Source organism: Nonomuraea sp. NPDC052116, from assembly GCF_040680035.1.
Classification (GTDB): domain Bacteria; phylum Actinomycetota; class Actinomycetes; order Streptosporangiales; family Streptosporangiaceae; genus Nonomuraea; species Nonomuraea angiospora_A.
The window spans coordinates 65515-84461 of sequence record NZ_JBFAWA010000013.1 but is presented as its reverse complement, the minus strand read 5'-3'; the positions used below and the strand labels follow the sequence as shown (position 1 = coordinate 84461).

Annotated in this window: 17 protein-coding genes; 11 read left to right on the top strand and 6 right to left on the bottom strand. The window is 71.9% G+C overall.

The window, feature by feature from the left end; translation table 11 throughout:
• Positions 1-14 precede the first annotated feature (14 nt).
• From AB0L65_RS25345 to AB0L65_RS25335, 3 genes are all read right to left on the bottom strand, one after another.
• Positions 15-893: a hypothetical protein gene (locus AB0L65_RS25345; protein WP_364249424.1), complete on the bottom strand. Its 879-nt coding sequence runs from the start codon at positions 891-893 to the stop codon at positions 15-17.
• Positions 893-1612: a hypothetical protein gene (locus tag AB0L65_RS25340; protein WP_364249422.1), complete on the bottom strand. Its 720-nt coding sequence runs from the start codon at positions 1610-1612 to the stop codon at positions 893-895. Before AB0L65_RS25340 ends, AB0L65_RS25345 begins: the two co-directional genes overlap by 1 nt.
• An 83-nt stretch (positions 1613-1695) precedes the next feature.
• Positions 1696-4515 (bottom strand): response regulator, encoded by a 2820-nt coding sequence (locus tag AB0L65_RS25335; protein WP_364249420.1) that lies wholly within the window; start codon positions 4513-4515, stop codon positions 1696-1698.
• Positions 4516-4677: 162 nt separating this feature from the next.
• Between AB0L65_RS25335 and AB0L65_RS25330 the strand changes: the two genes are divergently transcribed.
• From AB0L65_RS25330 to AB0L65_RS25305, 6 genes are all read left to right on the top strand, one after another.
• A complete protein-coding gene (locus AB0L65_RS25330) occupies positions 4678-5364 on the top strand; it encodes a response regulator (RefSeq protein WP_364249418.1) in 687 nt (228 codons plus the stop codon).
• Positions 5361-6194, top strand: a complete 834-nt coding sequence (locus AB0L65_RS25325; protein ID WP_364249416.1) for a glutamate ABC transporter substrate-binding protein — start codon at positions 5361-5363, stop codon at positions 6192-6194. The genes AB0L65_RS25330 and AB0L65_RS25325 overlap by 4 nt, the downstream gene beginning before the upstream one ends.
• Before the next feature lie 107 nt (positions 6195-6301).
• A complete protein-coding gene (locus AB0L65_RS25320) occupies positions 6302-7045 on the top strand; it encodes an amino acid ABC transporter ATP-binding protein (RefSeq protein ID WP_350727810.1) in 744 nt (247 codons plus the stop codon).
• 11 nt (positions 7046-7056) lie between these two features.
• Positions 7057-7893, top strand: coding sequence for a glutamate ABC transporter substrate-binding protein (locus tag AB0L65_RS25315; RefSeq protein WP_350727809.1), 837 nt, complete (start codon positions 7057-7059; stop codon positions 7891-7893).
• Positions 7894-7896: 3 nt separating this feature from the next.
• Positions 7897-8565 (top strand): amino acid ABC transporter permease, encoded by a 669-nt coding sequence (locus AB0L65_RS25310; RefSeq protein ID WP_364249414.1) that lies wholly within the window; start codon positions 7897-7899, stop codon positions 8563-8565.
• Entirely contained in the window at positions 8562-9371 is an 810-nt protein-coding gene (locus AB0L65_RS25305) for an amino acid ABC transporter permease (RefSeq protein ID WP_364249412.1), read from the top strand. Before AB0L65_RS25310 ends, AB0L65_RS25305 begins: the two co-directional genes overlap by 4 nt.
• A gap of 244 nt (positions 9372-9615) precedes the next feature.
• On the opposite strand, the gene AB0L65_RS25300 is transcribed toward AB0L65_RS25305, so the two are convergent.
• A complete protein-coding gene (locus tag AB0L65_RS25300) occupies positions 9616-10881 on the bottom strand; it encodes a hypothetical protein (RefSeq protein ID WP_364249410.1) in 1266 nt (421 codons plus the stop codon).
• Positions 10882-10982: 101 nt separating this feature from the next.
• Here AB0L65_RS25300 and AB0L65_RS25295 point away from each other — a divergent pair, with 101 nt between their 5' ends.
• On the top strand, positions 10983-12311 hold the full coding sequence (locus tag AB0L65_RS25295) for an amidase (protein ID WP_364249408.1): 1329 nt from the start codon (positions 10983-10985) through the stop codon (positions 12309-12311).
• Between the two features lie 52 nt (positions 12312-12363).
• Here AB0L65_RS25295 and AB0L65_RS25290 read toward each other — a convergent pair whose 3' ends face one another.
• Complete coding sequence (locus tag AB0L65_RS25290; protein ID WP_364249406.1) at positions 12364-13734, bottom strand: 6-phospho-beta-glucosidase; 1371 nt, start codon at positions 13732-13734, stop codon at positions 12364-12366.
• Between the two features lie 10 nt (positions 13735-13744).
• Positions 13745-14548 (bottom strand): DeoR/GlpR family DNA-binding transcription regulator, encoded by an 804-nt coding sequence (locus tag AB0L65_RS25285; protein ID WP_364249403.1) that lies wholly within the window; start codon positions 14546-14548, stop codon positions 13745-13747.
• Between the two features lie 135 nt (positions 14549-14683).
• On the opposite strand from AB0L65_RS25285, the gene AB0L65_RS25280 reads away from it, so the two are divergent.
• Genes AB0L65_RS25280 through AB0L65_RS25265 form a run of 4 tightly spaced genes read left to right on the top strand, consistent with a single transcriptional unit; the run spans position 14684 to position 18939 of the window.
• On the top strand, positions 14684-15880 hold the full coding sequence (locus AB0L65_RS25280) for a carbohydrate kinase family protein (protein ID WP_364249401.1): 1197 nt from the start codon (positions 14684-14686) through the stop codon (positions 15878-15880).
• A 4-nt stretch (positions 15881-15884) separates the two neighbouring features.
• On the top strand, positions 15885-17249 hold the full coding sequence (locus AB0L65_RS25275; RefSeq protein WP_364249399.1) for an extracellular solute-binding protein: 1365 nt from the start codon (positions 15885-15887) through the stop codon (positions 17247-17249).
• 8 nt (positions 17250-17257) lie between these two features.
• Positions 17258-18142, top strand: a complete 885-nt coding sequence (locus tag AB0L65_RS25270) for a sugar ABC transporter permease (RefSeq protein WP_364249397.1) — start codon at positions 17258-17260, stop codon at positions 18140-18142.
• On the top strand, positions 18139-18939 hold the full coding sequence (locus AB0L65_RS25265) for a carbohydrate ABC transporter permease (RefSeq protein WP_363974498.1): 801 nt from the start codon (positions 18139-18141) through the stop codon (positions 18937-18939). The genes AB0L65_RS25270 and AB0L65_RS25265 overlap by 4 nt, the downstream gene beginning before the upstream one ends.
• The last annotated feature ends 8 nt before the right edge of the window (positions 18940-18947 follow it).

Genomic DNA, 18947 nt, shown 5'->3' with positions numbered 1-18947 from the left:
TGTTCCTCACTCACTCAACGCTTGAAGATGAAGGCCCTGGGCGCGTGCGCCAGCGCCGAGCGGAGCGCGCCCTGCTCCGACATCGCCCCGCCGGCGACCAGGGGGTAGATGGTGGCGGCCGAGAGCGTACGGCGGAAGAACTTGCCCGCGGGGTCCGAGCCCAGCAGCGTCTCGGTGACCTTCGTGGCGGGGAAGAACCTGCGCACGTCGCTCAGCGCCTTGATGCCGCCGTTGTAGGCCATCTCGGCGGCGAAGTGCTTGCCCGCGTACTCCCAGAGGTTGCCCATCGGCTGCCCCGTGGCGGCCGAGCTGCCCGCGTGCACGCCGGTCTTGAGCACGGTCCACAGCACGGAGTCGGCCAGCGCGTCGAGCCCTTCGCGGACGAAGTAGTTGCCGACGCGGCGCTTGCCCATCCGCGCCTCCAGGATCATCCTGGTGATCTTCTGGAAGATCGTGCGCTCCAGCTTGGCCCTGGACACCAGCCATCGGAACGCCTTCTCGGCCGCGACCCTGGCCGCGGGGTAGACGAAGCCGAACATCATCGTGAAGGCCATGGCGGCGAGGTACGTGCCGATGATCCGGAGCTGTTCACGGTGCTCCTCGACGGCGTCGGCGTACTCCTCGCAGCCCGCCGCCAGGTCCAGCAGCTCCTCCTGGAGCGCGGCGTAGCGGGGGGCGAGCTCCTTCGGCCACACGTCGGCGAAGCGGTCCACGATGCGGCTGTCGTTCGCCTTGCGCGCCTCGGCGACGCCGGTGTCGGTCTTGTGCGCGACCTTCCCGATGGACTCGGCCAGCGCGCGCAGCGCCTTGGCACGGTCCCGCAGGTTGCTCACGTCGGCCACCGGCACGTGCACGTCGGCGAACCAGGCCAGCGCCTGGAAGGGGTCGAACATCAGGCGCCTTCCTTGCGCGGCGGGGCCTGCGGGATCGGCGGCGCGGGAAGGTCGGGGATCTTGGGCAGCGTGCTGATGATCTGCTGCTCCAGGAAGTCCCAGAACTTCTCGAAGTCGCGGAAGTTCCCCGCCGAGCTGAAGTTCTTGTCGGCGATGCCCTGCATCGCCTCGGTGAGCGAGTCGTAGCCGTCGCTGTACCACTCGGCGAACGCGCGGCCGTCGTCGTCGCCGCCGACCAGGTCGGAGGTGGTGGCCAGCGAGGTGGAGCCACGGTGCAGCGCCACGACGTCGTCGCCGGTCTTGTCGAAGAGCTTGGCCAGGCGGCGGATCGAGGTCCAGTGGATCTCCAGGCCGCCGCTGGGGGCGTTCGGGGGCTGGACCGGCTCCTGGGTCGGGGTCGGGCGCGGGGAGGGCTCCTGCGCCGGGGGGATGACCGACCAGGTGGGCGTCGGAACGGGCGACCAGGTGGGGGTGGGGGTGGGGGTCGGGCTCGGGCTCGGCGAGCCCGTGGGGGTGGGCTTCGGGGTGCCGGTGGGGGACGGGGTCGGGCTCGGGGACCCCGTGGGCGTGGGAGTCGGGGTGCCGGTCGGAGACGGGGTGCCGGTCGGGGATGGGGTGCCGGTCGGCGACGGGGTGCCCGTCGGGGACGGGGTCGGCGTCGGGGAGGACGTCGGGCTGGGGGTGGTCGTTGGACTCGGCTCACCAGACGAATCAGCCATCAACCCTCCAATCACTACAAACAAACACGACTAGTAACAGTGAGACACTAACGTTGACAAATTTCCCAGGTGTTAAAAAGCGGCTACGGATTGTTCATCCACGCCGGCGTCACCTTGAGCAGCTCGCCCAGCTCGTCGAGCGGCTCGCTGTCGACGGCGCCCGTACGCGCCCGATCCTCGACGCGGCGGCACAGCTCGGCCTCGCGGGCCGCCCCGACGGTCGCGCAGCTGCCCTTGAGCCGGTGGGCGAGCGCGGCCACCTCCGCCACGTCGCCGGTCCGCGCCGCCAGCCGCAGCTCCTCGTACGTCCGCGTCGCGGTGGCCAGGTACGCCTCCGCCACGTCGGCGAGCGCCTCCGGCGACAGCCCCACCAGCTCGGGCGGGAGCCCGGAGTAGGCGGCCCACTCCGGGATGCTGGCGAGCACGCGCGGCCAGTCCACCGGCTTGGCCAGGTGGTCGTCCATCCCGGCCGCCAGGCAGCGGATCCGGTCGTCCGGCATCGCCGCCGCGGTCATCGCGATGATCGGGGTGTGCGCGTCCTCGCGCCGCCTGATCTCCTCGGTCGCGGCCAGCCCGTCGAGCACGGGCAGCTGGCAGTCCATGAACACCAGGTCGTAGCCCCCGGCCAGCACGGCGCGTACGGCCTGCTCACCGTCGTCCACCACCTCGACCTCGTGCCCGGCCTGGCGCAGCACGAGCATCGCGACCTGGCGGCTGACCTCGTCGTCCTCCGCCACCAGGATCCGCGCGCCGCCGTCCCAGCCCGCGAGCTCCACGCCTTCGCGCGGCTCGCCGGGGCACTCGGCGGTGACCAGGGCGTTCTCCACGGCGGCCAGCAGGCGGCGGCGGCTCAGCGGCCGGGTGATCGACTGGACGGCCCGCTCCCCCATGGTGCCGGGCCAGGCGAAACCCGACCGCCCGGGGGTGACGACCACGACCACGCTGGTGGCCTGGAGCAGCGGGTCCGTGAGGATCACGTGCGCGGTCGACTCGGCGTCGGTGCCGAGATCGAGCGCGACGACCGCGAGCTCGTACGGCCGCCCGCCCGACGCGGCGGCCCGCAGCAGTTCCAGGGCGGAGTCCGCGGTCTCCTCCACGTCGAGCCCGGCGCCCGCCAGGAACCGCACGGCCAGCGCGCGGTCCTCGGGCCGCGGGTCGGCGACGAGCGCGCGCCTGCCCTGCAGGGCCTCGACCGACGGCTCCGACCAGGTCAGCACGTCAACGGGCAGGCGCACCCAGAACCGGCTGCCCACGCCCTCCACGCTGTCGAGCCCGATCTCCCCGCCCATGAGCTCGGTGAGCTGCCGGCCGATGGCCAGCCCCAGGCCGCTGCCGCCGGTCCTGCGCGTGATCGGCGAGTCGACCTGCCGGAAGACGCCGAACACCCGCTCCCGGTCGTCGGGCCCCACACCGATCCCGGTGTCGGCGACCGCGAACCTGAGCACCGCCCGCGCGTCGCCGGGCTCGCCCTCCTCCAGGGTGACGTGCAGGTCCACCCCGCCCTGGACGGTGAACTTCAGCGCGTTGCCCACCAGGTTCGTGAGGATCTGGCGCAGCCGGGCCGGATCGCCGGTCACCTGCCGGGGCACGCCGTCGTCGAGCCGCAGCGTGAGCCAGAGCCCCTGCTCGTACGCGTGCGGCGCGAACGGCGCGACCACCTCGTCGCACAACCGCGGCAGGTCGAACGGCACCGCGTCGACCTGGAGGTGGCCCGCCTCGATCCTGGACAGGTCGAGGAAGTCGTCGAGCAGGCGCAGCACGTTCTGGGCCGACTCCTGGGCCGTGGTCGAGTAGTGGCGCTGCTCGTCGTCCAGCCGGGTGCTCATGAGCAGGGAGTTCATGCCGAGCACGCCGTTGATCGGGGTGCGGATCTCGTGGCTGATCTTGGCCAGGAACTCGGACTTGGCGCTGGAGGCGCTGACCGCCTCGTCCCTGGCGGCGGCCAGCTCGGCCGCGTACCTGGCCAGCGTGGCCTGCGCGCGGCGGCGGCCGCGCGTGGTGTGGATCTGCAGGCCCAGGCCGATGAGGATGAGCAGCGCCAGCAGGGCTGCGACGGTCATGACGTTCGTCCTGAGCCGCTCGGCCGAGGCCAGCGCCTCGGCGGCGGACACCTCGGCGGTGACCGTCCAGCCGATGCCCGGGATCGGCTCGGACGCCGACAGCACCGCGCCGTCGACGCCGCTGAACAGGCCGTTCCAGGTGCGCCCGGCGAGCGCGGCGTCCACCCGGGGGTCCTCCCGCAGGGAGGTGAGCGCGAGCAGCTTCCTGCCGGGGTCGGCGACGAGCACGCCCGCCCGGTCGGTGATCAGCAGCCTGATGTCCTGCGCCTCGGCGGCCTCCTTGGCGAACTCCTGGATGGCGTCCAGGCTGTAGACAACGGCGAGGATGCCGAGCATGCGCTTGCCGTCGACGCTCGGGATCGGCGCGGCCACCGCGACCGCCCTGGACACGTCGATCATCGTGGGCGTGTACGCCTGGGAGATGTGGGCCGCCCGCCGGTCGCGCACGGCGCGGTACCAGTCGGTGGCGGTGAGGTCCTGGGGCAGCACGGTCTTCGGCTCCGCGCCGAGCATGCGGCCCTCCGACGAGACCAGGATCAGCCCGCTGATGCCGTCGCGCAGCTCCTTGAGCTCTCCGAGGTACGTGCGCATGGCCTCGGGGGTCGCGTGCTCCACCGTGTCGCGCACGCCGGGCCGCTGCGCGAACGTGGTGACGAGCTGCGCCAGGGAGCCCATCTGCTGCTCGACCACGACCCGGCTCACCGAGGCGGTGATCCTGACCCGGCCGTCGACCTCGTCGCGCACGGCGTTCTCCGACAGGGAGATACTGGAGGAGGTCAGCAGCGCCAGGGGCAGCAGGCCGAGCAGCGTCCACAGGGCAGTCACCGCGAGCACCCATCTCACCGGCGTCCGTCCTCCCCCCTGTCGGTTCGGCTACAGATTAAGAGGAAGAGGGCATGGGCGGCGGATCACGGTGAGCAGAACGCGCAAAACTTGAGCGTTTGTAACAAAACCTGCCTAAGCTCACTCTGATTTGTAAAAACTGCACCTGGACGAGGAGTGGCGGTGCCTGAGCCACGGGACATCACCGTTCTCATCGTGGACGACGACCCGGTCGTCACGGCGGCCCTGCACGCGCAGGTGAACAGAGTACTCGGGTTCAGGGTGGTCGGGATCGCGCACACCGGCCAGGCGGCGCTCGCCGCCGCCGGCCGTTTCGCACCCCGGCTGGTGCTGCTGGACCTGCACCTGCCCGACCTGCCGGGGCTGGAGGTGGCGCACCGGCTGCGCCGGCCCGAGCAGCCGCCCATCGACATCATCGTGATCTCCGGACGCAAGGAGTCGGCCACGGTACGCGCCGCCATGCAGCGCGGCGCGCTCTACTACCTGGTCAAGCCGACCAGGGCGGGCACGCTCGAGCAGACGCTGCTGCGCTACGCGGCCACGGCCGAGCAGCTGGAGTCGGGCGACCGGTTCGCCGAGCAGCAGGAGATCGACCGCATCTTCCGCACGCTCCACCTCGACCAGGGCGCCCGGCCGAAGAGCATCTCGGCGGCGACCGAGCAGGCCGTGCTGGACGCGCTGGCCTCCGTCCCTGAGGACGTGTCGGCGAACGAGCTGGCCGGGATGATCGGCGTCAGCCGCGCCACCGCCCGCCGCTACCTGGAGCATCTGGCCGATCGCGGGCTGCTCGAAGGCCGGCCGAAGTACGGGCCGACCGGGCGCCCCCAGCACCGTTATCGAGTGCGATGAGAGGGCTCAGGGCGCTGCTCGCCGTCCTGCTCTGCCTCACCGCCGCCGGATGCGGGAGCGACAACCCCTTCCCCGAGGGCTCCACGATGGCCCGGATCAGGGACCGGGGCGTCCTCGTCGTGGGCACCAAGTTCGACCAGCCGATGTTCGGCTACAAGGATCCCTCCAGCGGGCGGATCACCGGCTTCGACGCCGAGATCGCCCGGCTCATCGCGAAGGACCTCACCGGCAGCGAGCGCAACATCCGCTTCGTCGAGACCGTCTCGCGCGAGCGGGAGAACTTCATCTCGCAGAACGTGGTGGACCTCGTCATCGCCACGTACTCGATCACCCCGGCCCGCGCGCAGCTCGTCGCCTTCACCGACCCGTACTACTACGCCGGGCAGGACCTGCTCGTCAGGACCGCCGACACCACCATCAACGACGTGTCGGACCTGGACGGCAAGACCGTGTGCACCGCCACGGGCTCGACGTCCGTCGAGCGGCTGCGCTCCCTGGTGCCCGGTGCCACCCTGGAGATCGTCGACGCCTACAGCATCTGCGTGCCCGCGCTCACGAACGGGCGGGTCGACGCGATCAGCACCGACGACACGATCCTGCTCGGCCTGCTCGACCAGCATCCGGACCAGTTCCGGCTGGTGCTCAAGCCGTTCGGGCGCGAGCCGTACGGGATGGGCGTGCCCAAGCAGGACGTCGCCTTCCGCGACTACCTCAACGGCCTGATCGCGGGATGGCTGCGCGACGGGCAGTGGGACCGCGCCTACAAGGACACCATCGGCGTCTCCGGCGCGACGTCCGACGCCTCCAGGCCCGGCGACCACCGGCCCTGATCGAACTCAGATCGATCAATCACTGAGCAGAACGCGCACAAGCCTTTCGGTGACACATACGGCTCCTACGGTTACGCCATCGCTGACCGAGACAAGGAGCGTGACGCATGACCGAGGCCGACCTGATCGTCCTGGACCAGGTCAACAAGCGCTACGGCGACCACCATGTGCTCAGGGACGTCAACCTGAACGTCAGGCAGGGCGAGGTCGTCGTGATCATCGGCCCGTCCGGCGCCGGGAAGTCGACTCTGTGCCGGGCGATCAACCGCCTGGAGACGATCGACTCCGGCACGATCACCCTGGACGGTACGCCGCTGCCCGCTGAGGGCAAAGCGCTGGCCAGACTCCGCGCCGAGGTGGGCATGGTGTTCCAGTCCTTCAACCTCTTCGCGCACAAGACCGTCCTGGACAACGTCGTCCTCGGCCAGGTCCACGTGCTGAAGCGGCCGAAGGCGGAGGCCGTGCGCAGGGCCCAGGAACTGCTCGACCGGGTCGGCATCGGCGGTCAGGCCGCCAAGTTCCCCGCCCAGCTCTCCGGCGGGCAGCAGCAGCGGGTGGCCATCGCCCGCGCGCTGGCCATGGACCCCAAGGCGATCCTCTTCGACGAGCCCACCTCGGCCCTCGACCCGGAGATGGTCAACGAGGTGCTCGACGTCATGACCTCGCTGGCCCGCGAGGGCATGACCATGGTGGTCGTCACCCACGAGATGGGCTTCGCCCGTCGCGCGGCCGACCGGGTCGTCTTCATGGCCGAGGGCGAGATCGTCGAGCAGAACACCCCCGACGCGTTCTTCGGAGCCCCGAACAGCGAGCGCGCCCAGTCCTTCCTCGCCAAGATCCTCACTCACTAAGGAGCCGTCATATGTTCGGCAGGTCCCTTTACGCGACCTTCGCGGTGGTCGCGCTCGCCGCCACCGCCACCGCCTGTGGCAGCGCCGAGGCCAGCAACGCCTCGATCGTCGACAAGGCCAAGAACGACAAGAAGCTGGTCGTCGGCGTGAAGGCCGACCAGCCGGGGCTGGGGTTGCGCACGCCCGACGGCAGCTTCGCCGGGTTCGACATCGAGGTCGCCAAGTACGTGGCCAAGCAGCTCGGTGTGGAGGCCAAGGACGTCACGTTCAAGGAGACCGTGTCGGCCAACCGCGAGGCGTTCATCGAGCAGGGCCAGGTGGACATGGTGGTGGCGACGTACTCCATCACCGACGCCAGGAAGCAGAAGGTGTCCTTCGCCGGGCCGTACTTCGTGGCCGGGCAGGCCCTGCTGGTCAGGGCCGACGACACGGCGCTGACCGGGCCCGAGACGCTGAACGGCAAGAAGCTCTGCTCGGTCGCCGGCTCCACCCCGGCGCAGAAGGTCAAGGCGGAGTACTCCAAGGAGGTGCAGCTGCAGGAGGAGCGGACGTACTCGGCGTGCGTGGACCGCGTCCTGGGCGGCCAGCTCGACGCGCTCACCACCGACAACGTCATCCTCGCCGGCTACGCCGCCCAGTACGGCGGCAAGCTCAAGGTGGTCGGCCAGCCGTTCAGCACCGAGAAGTACGGCATCGGGCTGAAGAAGGACGACACGGCCGGGCGCAAGGCGATCAACGACGCGCTGGAGAAGATGTTCTCCGACGGCAGCTGGACGAAGGCGCTGCAGGCCAGCGTCGGCGCCTCCGGCTTCACCCTTCCGCAGGCCCCGCAGCTGGAGCGCTACTGATCCATGGAAGCGCTGCTGTTCGAACGCGACACGATCCTCGCCGCGTTCTGGATGACGATACGGCTGACGGCGGTCAGCGCGCTCGGCTCCCTCGTGCTGGGGACGCTGCTGACCGGCATGCGGGTGGCCCCGCTGGCCTCCCTGCGCGGCGCGGCCAACTTTTACGTGACCATGATGCGCAACACGCCGCTCACGCTGGTGCTGATGTTCACCGGCCTCGGCGTCGGGGCGCAGCTCGGCGTGGAGCTGTCGGACGACATCGCGACCAACAACTTCTGGCTCGCCGTCATCGGGCTGACCGCCTACACCTCGGCGTTCGTCTGCGAGGCCCTGCGGTCGGGGCTCAACACGGTGCCGGTCGGGCAGGCGGAGGCGGCCCGGTCGCTCGGGCTGGGCTTCACGAAGACGCTCGGGCTGATCACGCTGCCGCAGGCGTTCCGCGCCGTGGTGGCGCCGCTGGGCAGCATCATGATCGCGCTGACCAAGAACACCACGATCGCGCTCGTGGTCGGCGTGGGTGAGGCGTCCGTGCGGATGCGGGAGATGATCGAGACGTACGGAGACCAGGTCCTCGAGATCTTCCTCGGCTTCGCCGCCGGGTTCGTGCTGCTGTGCCTGCCGATGGGGCTGCTGTTCGGCTGGCTGTCGCGGCGGATGGCGGTGGCCCGATGAGCTACGCGAACCTTTACGAGCGGCCCGGGCCGCGCGGGATCCGGCGCAACCGGGTGCTGGCGGCGGTCGTCGCGCTCGTGCTGCTGGGGCTGGCGTACGTGGTCTACGTGCGCTTCGACACCAAGGACCAGTGGGCGGCCGACAAGTGGACGCCGCTGCTGCGCGGGGACGTCTGGGCCACCTTCATCCTGCCGGGGCTGGCCGGGACCATCGGCGCGGCCGTGGTGGGGGTGGTGCTGGCGGGCCTGTTCGGCCTCGTCTTCGCCACCGCCCGGATGTCGGACCACCGGTGGATCCGGGTGCCCGCGGCCGCGGTGGTGGAGTTCTTCAGGTCCGTGCCGCTGCTGCTGCTGATCTTCTTCGCCTTCTTCGGCTCGTACATGCTGATCGGCGTGAACATCTCGGCCTTCGCCGCCGTCGTCTTCGGGCTCACGCTCTACAACGGCTCGGTGATCGCGGAGATCATCCGGGCCGGGGTGCAGAGCCTGCCGCGCGGCCAGTCCGAGGCGGCCTACGCCATAGGCATGCGCAAGGGGCAGGTGATGCGCCTCGTCCTGCTGCCGCAGGCGTTCCGGACCATGATGCCCGCCATCGTCAGCCAGTTCGTGGTGCTGCTGAAGGACTCGGCGCTGGGGCTCATCGTGGGCTTCGACGAGCTGGTGAACCGGGGGTTGAACGGGATCGCCGCCAACTTCAAGAACACCATCCCGGCGGCGATCCTCATCGCGGCCATCTTCATCCTGATCAACCTCTCCCTCGACCGCCTCGCCACCCGGCTCTCCACCCGCCTCGGCTCCACCCGCTGACCCGCCACCCTCCCCTTCAGCCCGGCCACCGCACGGCCCACCCCCTCGCCGTGCCCGGCTCCCGCGCCCATCGCGCGCCTCGCCCACCGGCGAAGCGCGGGGCGCCCACCCGCGGCCCGGACGGTGAACCACCGTCCGGGCCGCGCTCCCATCACGGGCTACGGCTCCTCAGGCGCAACCCGCTCCCTCCCGAGGGACCCCAAGCTACGGGCGGCAGGTGCAGCCCCTCCCTCCCCAAGGGACCTCAGCCACGGTCGGCGGGACGGAAGCGACGGCGTAGGGCCGGGAGCCAGGGGGCCGCGGCGAGGGCGGTGAGCAGGATCAGCAGCGGCGTCCGCCACCACCACGAGACGGTCGCCGGCGGCGCCGACGGCGGCCGGGCCACCCACGGCCGGGCCGTCTTCGCCCAGGCCAGGAACGCGTCGCCGATGGGCAGCAGCCTGAAGGCGTACCGCTTGGTCCAGGGGGTGTCCACGGGCAGCCCCGCCAGCTCCCCGTAGCCGGCCAGCGCCGAGGCCAGCGGAGCGTCGGAGTGCGCCTGCGCCGCGCCGAGGGTGACCACGGTCGCCGACAGGCTCACCCCGAGCGGCAGCGGCCCGGAGTCCACGTCGGCCGGTCCGTCCACGCCCTCCGGGTACTCGCGCACGGCGGGCCCGAGCCCGAGCGGGGTGGCGACGTACAGCTCGCGGAAGCGCGCGTACTGCTCGGCGGCGAAGGCCGGATCCACGTCCACCAGGAACCGCTGGATCATGCTCTGCGAGCTGCCCCGCGCCACCTCGGCCGGCGCGCCGCCGCCGGGGTCGGCGCGGTGCGGGAGCAGCCCGGTACGCGGGTCGAGCCGCCGCCTGACCTCCCGCAGCCAGCGTTCGACGGTCCCGCCGAACCGGGGCGGGAGGATCGCGTCGTGCAACCGCAGCGACGCCACCGCCACGGTCGAGTCCACCGGCCAGGCCTGCCCCGGATACGCCGCCAGGTACGGCGAGGCGGACGCGTCGAACGCGGCCCCGAGCGCGGCGGAGTCCTCCGTGAACCGGCGCACCTCGGCCGGGTCGCGCCGCTCGGCCGGCTCCAGGCTCAGCGCCCCGCCGCGCAGCCAGTTGGACCATCCCCGGTAGAAGACGCCGTAGGGCGGGGTGAGGCCGGGGCTGAACGGGGCCCGCCCGGCGGGCGAGTCCAGCCGGCTCAACGCCCAGCGCGCCTCGCGCAGCGCCCGCGACCGTTCGCCCGCCGGCGCGCGCATGCCGAGCTCGACCCAGCTCAGCCCGTACAGGGCGTGCAGGAAGAAATACCCCTCGGGGAAGAGCGCCTGCGCCTCGTCACCCGCGCCCGCGTCCAGGGCCGCGCGCAGGAACGCCAGCTGCCGCCGCACCCCGGGCGGTTCCCCCGACGTCCCCGCGGTGGCGGGCACGGTCAGCCGTACGACGCCGGCCAGCGCGCACGCGCTCACCACGACGGCGAGGACCAGCCGCGCCCACTTCCACGCCCGGCGGGCGGCCGACGGCTGGGACATCCGACGATCTTAGCCCCGTGAGGGGGAGCCCTGCGGTGGAAGGTCCGATGTGCGTGGTGTTCAGTGGGATCCGTCAGCCGACGACCGCTCGAAAGGATCCCATGCCGCTCTCCCCCGGCCCCTTCACCGGCCGTACCATCACGAGCCTCGCCCAGGACCTGCGCGAAGGCCGGACCACCGCCGTCGAGCTCGTCGAGCAGGCGCTCGAGGCCATCGCCGAGCGCGACCCCGCGCTCGGCGCGTTCGTCACCGTGGACGCCGACGGGGCGCTGGCGGCGGCGCGACGGGCGGACGCCGAGCTGGACACGGGCACCTACCGGGGCCCGCTGCACGGCGTGCCGGTGGGCGTGAAGGACCTCTTCATGGTCGCGGGGCTGCCCGCGACCATGGGTTCGCGGCATTTCGCGGGGTACGTCGCGGACTCCGACGCCGAGTCCGTGACCCGGCTGCGCCGCGCGGGCGCCGTCGTCGTGGGCAAGACGACCACCCACGAGTTCGCGTACGGGCCTACGGGCGACCGCTCGGCCAACGGCCCCTCGCGCAACCCGTGGGACCCGGAGCGCATGTCGGGCGGCTCCAGCGGCGGCAGCGCGGCGGCCGTGGCGGCGGGCCTGGTACCGCTCGCGCTCGGCACCGACACGGGAGGATCTGTCCGCATCCCGGCGGCTCTGTGCGGGATCGCCGGGTTCAAGCCGAGCTATGGGGCGATCTCGGCCGAAGGTGTGTTCCCCCTGGCACGCAGCTTCGACCACGTCGGCGTCCTGGCCGGTGACGAGCAGGACTGCCTGCTCGCCTACCGCTGCCTGGCCTCCGCCCAGTTGCGCGAGGACCCCGGTCCCGCGCGGGTGGCCTGGCTCGATCCGTCGGAGCTGTTCGACGGGGATCCGCGCGTGGTGGACGCGGTACGCGCGACCGCGGAGTCCCGCCTGGCCCGCTCGGGACTGGAGGAGGTGCGGCTGCGGGCGGGGCTGGGCGAGGAGTTCCGCGAGACGTACACGGTGATCCAGAGCTGCGAGGCGGTGGCCGTGCACGCGGCCCGGATCGCGCAGGCGCCCGAGCTGTTCGACCCCGAACTGCTCGAACGCCTCCGCACGGCCGCCGAGATCCCCGGCTGGCAGTACGTCGCGGCGGTGGCCGCGCGCTCCCGGCTCGCCGAGGCCGCGGCGACGCTGTTCGAGCGGCACGACGTGCTGGCGCTGCCCACCGTGCCGATCACCGCCCCGCTGCTCCTGGAGCGCGAGACGGAGGTGGACGGCCGGACCGTCGCCGTGCGGCCCGCGCTGCTGTCCATGACGAGCCTGTGGAACGTGCTGGGCCTGCCCGCGCTGACCGTGCCCGCGGGCACGGTGGACGGGCTGCCGGTGGGGCTGCAGCTGGTGTGCCGCCCCGGGCGCGAGCTGCGGCTCTTCGAGGCGGCCGGCATGGCGTGACGGCGACCCCAGAGCGGGGGCGCGGCGTGGAAGCGCCCCCGAGGAGGGCCCGCTAGATCGTCGTGCGCCCGCCCGTGTCGGAGGAGCCCGGGATGGCGGCGGCCAGCTCGGGGATGCGCGCCCGGTAGCCGTCGAGCAGCTTGCGGGCCGTCGCGACCGAGTCGACCAGCGGGTGCAGCGCGAACGCCTCGACCGCCAGCCGGGCCGAGCCGGACCTGGCGGCCTCGATGGCGGCCTGCTCCACGGCCTTCACCTGCTGCACGAGACCGAGAAAGCGGCCCGGCAGGGGGCGGGTGGCCAGCGGCCGGACGCCGGCCCCGTCCACCGCGCACGGGATCTCGACGACCGCGTCCGCGGGCAGGCCGGGCACCGCGGCGCCGTTGCGCACGTTGAGGATCATGGACGTCGGCTCGCCGCGGGCGATGGCGGCCATGAGGGCCAGGGCGATGCCCTCGTACCCGCCGGCCTCCAGGTCGGCGGCGTCGCGCGCGCCCGCGGCGGTGGGTTCGCGGGCCTCGGCCATGTACGACTCGTCGCGCAGCCTGCGCGCCCTGACCCACTCCGCCAGCGCCTCCTCGGGACGCGCCCGCACGGCCGCGTAGAAGTCGTCCTGCTGCCGGACCAGCGACTCCCCGCGGGTCTGCCCGGAGATCGCGGCCACGGACTCCCGGGTGAAGTAGTAGTAGTACAGGTACTCGTTGGGCAGCGCGCCCAGCGTGCGCACCCAGTCGCCGCCGAAGATGCGCGCCTCCTCGACCTGCCGCAGGGCCGCGTCGTCGGCCAGCAGGCCGGGCAGCACGTCGCGCCCCTGATAGGTGAGGCCGCGCAACCAGCCGAGGTGGTTGAGGCCCACGTAGTCGGGCGACACGCGCGCCGGGTCGAGCCCGAGCGCGACGGCGGCCCGGCGGATCAGGCCGATCGGGGAGTCGCAGATGCCGATCACGCGGTCGCCGAGCACGTGCCGCATGGCCTCGGTGATCATGCCGGCGGGGTTGGTGAAGTTGATGACCCACGCCTGGGGCGCGAGCGCGGCCACCCGCTCGGCGACGTGGAGCGCGACCGGGATGGTGCGCAGGCCGTAGGAGATGCCGCCGGGGCCGGTCGTCTCCTGGCCGAGCAGGCCCAGGTCGAGCGCGACCCGCTCGTCGGCGGTGCGCCCGGCCAGGCCGCCGACCCGGATCGCGGAGAAGACGAACGAGCTGTCGCGCAGCGCGGTGTCCAGGTCGGTGGTGGTCAGGACCTCCGGCGGGTCGTCGTGCCCGGCGGCGAGCTGGCCGAGCACGTGCCGGATGGCCTCCAGCCGGTCCTGCGACACGTCGTACAGGACCACTTGCTCCACACGCGGCTTCGCGGTCTCGCGCAGCAGCGCGCCGTACACGAGCGGGACCCGGAAGCCGCCGCCCCCGAGAACGGCCAGTCTCATCGATACCCTTTCACGTGAGCAGGATCTCGGCGCCGGCGGCGGCGCAGTTGCGCAGCGTCGCCTCGTCGGCGCCCTGGTTGGTGACGATCACGTCGATGTCGTCGGGCCCGCACACCCGCAGCGCGCCGGTGCCCGGGAACTTGTGCCGGTCGACGAGCAGCACCACCTGGCCCGCCGCCGCGATCATGGCGCGCTTCAGCGGCACCTCGGCGAGCGTGGTGTCCACGAGCTGCCCGTCCGGCCGCAGGCCGCTGGCGCCCAGGAAGACGCGGTCGGCGACCACCTGGCTCAGGGCCGCCTCGGTCAGCACCCCGACCAGCGAGTGGTACGTCCGCCGCAGCGCGCCGCCGAGCAGCAGCAGCTCGACCTCCGGGTCGGAGCGCAGCACGTCGAGCACGGCGAGGCTGGAGGTGACCACGGTGACGCGGCGCCCGCGCAGCCGCCGGGCCAGCCGCATCGTCGTCGTGCCGATGTCGAGCAGGACCACGTCGCCGTCGCGGACCAGCTCGGCGGCGCGGACCGCGACCGCCTCCTTGTCCTGCTCGTCCACCTCGGCCACCTCGGCGAACGGCCGGTCGGCGTCGGCGTCGACGCTGACCCCGCTGTCGAGGAGCCCGCCGTCGAGGAGCCCGCCATCGAGGAGCAGGGCCCCGCCGCGGACGCGCCGCAGCGTGCCGTCGCGGTCGAGCACCTCGAGGTCCCTGCGGATGGTGGACGGGCTCACGCCGAGCTGGCTGGCGAGATCGCTGACGCTGGTGGCGCCTGAGAGTCGGACCCGGCGCATGATCTCGGCATGCCTGAGGCGCTGAAGCACGGCGCGAGTGTATCAGTCAAAATCGCGCAGAACTATGCAGCTTTGCCCAAAAACTCTCAGGGGAAGACTTGAAGTGCGCGAGCAAACGTGCAAGATTGCGCACATCTCGATACGTGTCGGGGAGGACTCATTCCCGTGTCTAATCAGGTGTACGACCCTCTCGCCGCCGAACGCACCCCGGAGGGGCCGCAGTTCGACGTCTTCCTGGCGGGCACGGTCTTTCTGGACATCATCTTCACCGGTCTGCCCGCGATGCCCGCGGCCGGAACCGAGATCTGGGCCGAGGGCATGGGATCGTGCCCCGGCGGCATCGCCAACCTCGCCATCGCGACCAGCCGGCTGGGCCTGCGTACCTCGCTGGCCGCCGCGTTCGGCGACGACGACTACGGCGACTTCTGCTGGCGCACGCTCGAGGAGCAGGAGTCGGTGGACCTGTCCAGGTCGCGGCGGTTCGAGCACTGGCACTCGCCGGTGACGGTCTCCATGGCGGTCGACCGCGACCGCAGCATGGTGACGCACGGGCACCCCTCGCCCCTGCCGGCCTCGGAGATGATCGGCAACCCGCCGCGGTCCAAGGCGGTGATCGTGTCGCTGTCCACCGACGATCCGCTCGACTCACCGGACAGCCCGTGCAACTGGGCCGAGTTGGCGCGCCGCGAGGGGGCGCTCATCTTCGCCGACGTGGGCTGGGACCCGTCGGGCTCCTGGTCGGCGTCCTTGCTGGACCAGCTCGCGCTCTGCCACGCGTTCATGCCCAACGCGGTCGAGGCGATGGCCTACACCGGCGCCGACACCCCGCGCGACGCGCTCTACGCGATCGCCGACAAAGTCCCCGTGGCCGTGGTGACCGACGGGGCCAACGGCGCCATGGCCATCGACTCCACCAACGGCGAGGAGGCGTTCGTGCCCGCGCCGCGGGTGACGGCGCTCGACCCGACCGGCGCGGGCGACGTCTTCGGCGCGGGGTTCGTGCTCGGTACGCTGTCGCGCTGGCCGCTGGCCGACCGCCTGGCGTTCGCGCAGCTGTGCGCGGCGCTGGCGGTGCAGCAGTTCGGCGGCTCGCTCGCGGCGCCCGGCTGGGGCGACATCGCCGACTGGTGGCACGAGGTCCGCGACTCGGCCGACCACAGCGGCGCCTACGGCAACTCGCTGGCCCGCCGCTACGCCTTCCTCGACAAGCTGGTGCCCGCCGTGCCGGTGGGCGCCGTGCGCCGCGCGGCCGCGACCATCGCCCGGTACGCCGACGTCGGCCCCAAGGTTCCCACCACGCGGCCGAACCCACCCGAGGACGAGGGCCCCGACACGCCTCGCGTGCCCGCGCAAAAGGAGTAACACCATGAACCCCCCGCTCCGAGCGCTCGCCGTGCTCGCCGCCAGCGCCCTTGCCGTCACGGCGTGCGCCCCCGGATCCTCCGCCCCGCCCGCGGCCACCTCCGCGCAGCCCTCCGCCTCGTCGGTGCGCACCGACGCCGCGGCGCTCGGCAACGTCACCCTGACGATCTGGGACCAGGAGGTACGCGGCGGGCAGGCCGCCCAGATGAAGCAGCTCAACGACGCCTTCCAGGCGAAGTACCCGAATATCAAGATCAACCGGGTGAGCCGCTCCTTCGACGACCTCAACACGACCCTGCGCCTGGCCCTGAGCGGCAACGAGCCGCCCGACATCGTGGAGGCCAACAACGGCCGCTCGTCGATGGGCGCGTTCGTCAAGGCCGGGCAGCTGCGCCCGCTGGACGCCTACGCCGAGGCGTACGGGTGGAAGAAGCGCTACCCGCAGTCGGTGCTGCGCTATTCGAGCTACAGCGCCGACGGCAAGACCTTCGGCGAGGGCAACCTGTACGGCCTTCCGCAGGTCGGCGAGGTCGTCGGCATCTTCTTCAACAAGGCCAAGCTGACCAAGCTCGGCCTGCAGCCGCCCGCGACGTGGGCCGACTTCGACGCCGCGCTGGCCAAGGCCAAGACCGCCGGCGAGGTGCCGACGCAGCTGGGCAACCTCGACAAGTGGCCGGCCATCCACGTGTTCGGCACGGTGCAGAGCCGCGGCGTGCCCGCCGACCAGATCAGCACGCTGGCCTTCGGCCGCAAGGGCGCCTCGTGGAACACGCCGGAGAACACCAAGGCCGCCGAGGAGCTCGTCGGCTGGGTGGACAAGGGCTACTTCAACAAGGGCTTCAACGGCCAGGGCTACGACCCGGCGTGGCAGGCGTTCGGCAAGGGTGAGGGCGTCTTCCTGATCGGGGGCACCTGGCTGCTCGCCGACCTGCAGAAGGCGCTGGGCAAGGACCTGGGCTTCATGCTGCCGCCGGGCGCCACGGCCGACGCGCCGCCCGTCGCGACCGGCGGGACCGGGCTGCCGTTCGCGATCACGGCCAAGAGCCCCAACCCGGACGCCGCGGCGGCGTACATCGACTTCATCACCAACGCCGACGCGATGAAGGTGCTCACCACCACCGGCAACCTGCCGGTCGCCGACACCGCGCAGCAGAGCGTCCCGGCGGGGCCGCAGCAGGACGTCTTCACCGCGTTCGGCACGGTCACGGCCAAGGAAGGGCTGGTGCCGTACCTCGACTACGCCACCCCGACGTTCGCCGACACGCTGGGCGCGGCGCTGCAGGACCTGCTGGCCAAGAAGCAGACCCCGCAGGAGTTCCTGGCCACGTTGGAGAAGGACTACAAGACCTTCGTCGAGAGCAACGGGTGAGCCGACCGATGACCGGGGGCCGGCCTCCGGGAGAGCCTCGCCGCGTCGCCTACCTCTACCTGCTGCCGGCCTTCGCCGTCTACGCGGTGTTCCTGCTCTATCCGATCGGTCGCGCGGTGCAGCTGTCGCTGTACGACTGGGACGGGCTGTCGCTCGGCCGCTGGGTCGGCCTGGACAACTACCTCGCGATCGTCTCCGACGAGGGGCTGCGGGCGGCCTTCGGCCACGCGCTGGTGCTGGTCGTGTTCTACGCGGCCGCGCCGCTGGCCATCGGGCTGGGGCTGGCCGCGATCCTCAACCACGCCAAGGTGCGCGGCCTCGGCTTCTTCCGCACGGTCGTGTTCCTGCCGCAGGTGGTGGCCATGGTCGTGGTGGCCGTGGCCTGGCGGCGGGTCTACGCGCCCGACGGCACGCTCAACACCCTGCTCGGCGCGCTCGGGCTCGACTCGCTGACGCGGGGCTGGCTGGGCGACTACACCTTCGCGCTGCCCGCGGTCGGGGTGGTGGGCACGTGGTTCGAGACCGGGCTGGTGACGGTGCTGCTGCTGGCCGGGATGAGCCGCATCCCCGGCGAGCTGTACGAGGCGGCGCGGCTGGACGGGGCGGGCGCGGTCAGGGAGTTCTTCGCGGTCACGCTGCCGTCGGTGCGCGGGGAGATCGCCGTCGCGCTGACGCTGACGGTGATCGCCGCGCTGCGCACGTTCGACCTGGTGTACGTCACGACGCGCGGCGGGCCGGGCGACTCGACGTCGGTGCCGTCGTACGAGGTCTACCACCGGGCCTTCGGGCTCAGCCAGATCGGCTCGGCCGCGGCCATCGGCGTCACGCTCACCGTGGTCATCTTCGTGATCTCGTTCGGGATCAACCGGTTCGCCGACAGGAGGGTGTCGTGATCTCGCGGGGCGAGCGGGTGGGCAACTACGTGATCCTGTCGGCGTTCGCCGCCTTCGCGCTCTTCCCCATCGTTTCGATCCTGGCCGCCGCGCTCGGCCCCGCCGACAGCGGGGGGACCTCCGGGCTGGGCAACTTCGCGGCGGCGTGGGAGATCGGGCGGTTCGGCACGTACCTGCGCACCAGCCTGGCAGTGTCGTCGTTCGTCGTGGTCGTGAGCGTGGTGCTGTCGATCCTGAGCGGGTACGCGTTCGGCACCATGCGCTTCCGCGGCCAGTCGGTGCTGTTCTACCTGTTCATGCTCGGGATCATGATGCCGAGCGAGGCCATCGCGGTGCCGCTCTACTTCGACCTGCGCTCGCTCGGCCTGATCGACACGTTCTGGTCGGTGGCGCTGCCGCAGGTGGCGCTGTCGGTGGCGTTCGGCACGTTCTGGATGCGGGCCTACTTCCGGGCCTCCAACCGGGCCATCGTCGAGGCCGCCCGCATCGACGGCGCCTCGACGTGGCGCATCCTGTGGCAGGTGCTGGTGCCGCCGGCCCGGCCCGCCGTCGTCACGCTGACCGTGCTGGTCTTCATGTGGACGTGGAACGAGTTCCTCATCCCGCTGATCATGGTCACCAGCGAGTCGCTCCGGACCGCGCCGCTGGGGCTGGCCTTCTTCCAGGGCCAGTACACCTCCGGCTTCACCCTGCTGGCCGCCGGCTCCGTCATCGTCGCGACCCCGGTCGTGATCTTCTACTTGTTCCTCCAGCGTCACTTCGTCCGCGGCCTGCTCCAAGGGGCGGTCCGCGAGTAACTGTTCCG

Excerpts from the sequence above, each read along its gene's own strand:
- AB0L65_RS25275 (WP_364249399.1), top strand. The coding sequence starts at position 15,885 with ATGAACCCCCCGCTCCGAGCGCTCGCCGTGCTCGCCGCCAGCGCCCTT.
- AB0L65_RS25310 (WP_364249414.1), top strand. The coding sequence starts at position 7,897 with ATGGAAGCGCTGCTGTTCGAACGCGACACGATCCTCGCCGCGTTCTGG.
- AB0L65_RS25320 (WP_350727810.1), top strand. The coding sequence starts at position 6,302 with ATGACCGAGGCCGACCTGATCGTCCTGGACCAGGTCAACAAGCGCTAC.
- AB0L65_RS25290 (WP_364249406.1), bottom strand. The coding sequence starts at position 13,734 with ATGAGACTGGCCGTTCTCGGGGGCGGCGGCTTCCGGGTCCCGCTCGTG.
- AB0L65_RS25340 (WP_364249422.1), bottom strand. The coding sequence starts at position 1,612 with ATGGCTGATTCGTCTGGTGAGCCGAGTCCAACGACCACCCCCAGCCCG.
- AB0L65_RS25315 (WP_350727809.1), top strand. The coding sequence starts at position 7,057 with ATGTTCGGCAGGTCCCTTTACGCGACCTTCGCGGTGGTCGCGCTCGCC.
- AB0L65_RS25305 (WP_364249412.1), top strand. The coding sequence starts at position 8,562 with ATGAGCTACGCGAACCTTTACGAGCGGCCCGGGCCGCGCGGGATCCGG.
- AB0L65_RS25270 (WP_364249397.1), top strand. The coding sequence starts at position 17,258 with ATGACCGGGGGCCGGCCTCCGGGAGAGCCTCGCCGCGTCGCCTACCTC.
- AB0L65_RS25300 (WP_364249410.1), bottom strand. The coding sequence starts at position 10,881 with ATGTCCCAGCCGTCGGCCGCCCGCCGGGCGTGGAAGTGGGCGCGGCTG.
- AB0L65_RS25325 (WP_364249416.1), top strand. The coding sequence starts at position 5,361 with ATGAGAGGGCTCAGGGCGCTGCTCGCCGTCCTGCTCTGCCTCACCGCC.
- AB0L65_RS25295 (WP_364249408.1), top strand. The coding sequence starts at position 10,983 with ATGCCGCTCTCCCCCGGCCCCTTCACCGGCCGTACCATCACGAGCCTC.
- AB0L65_RS25345 (WP_364249424.1), bottom strand. The coding sequence starts at position 893 with ATGTTCGACCCCTTCCAGGCGCTGGCCTGGTTCGCCGACGTGCACGTG.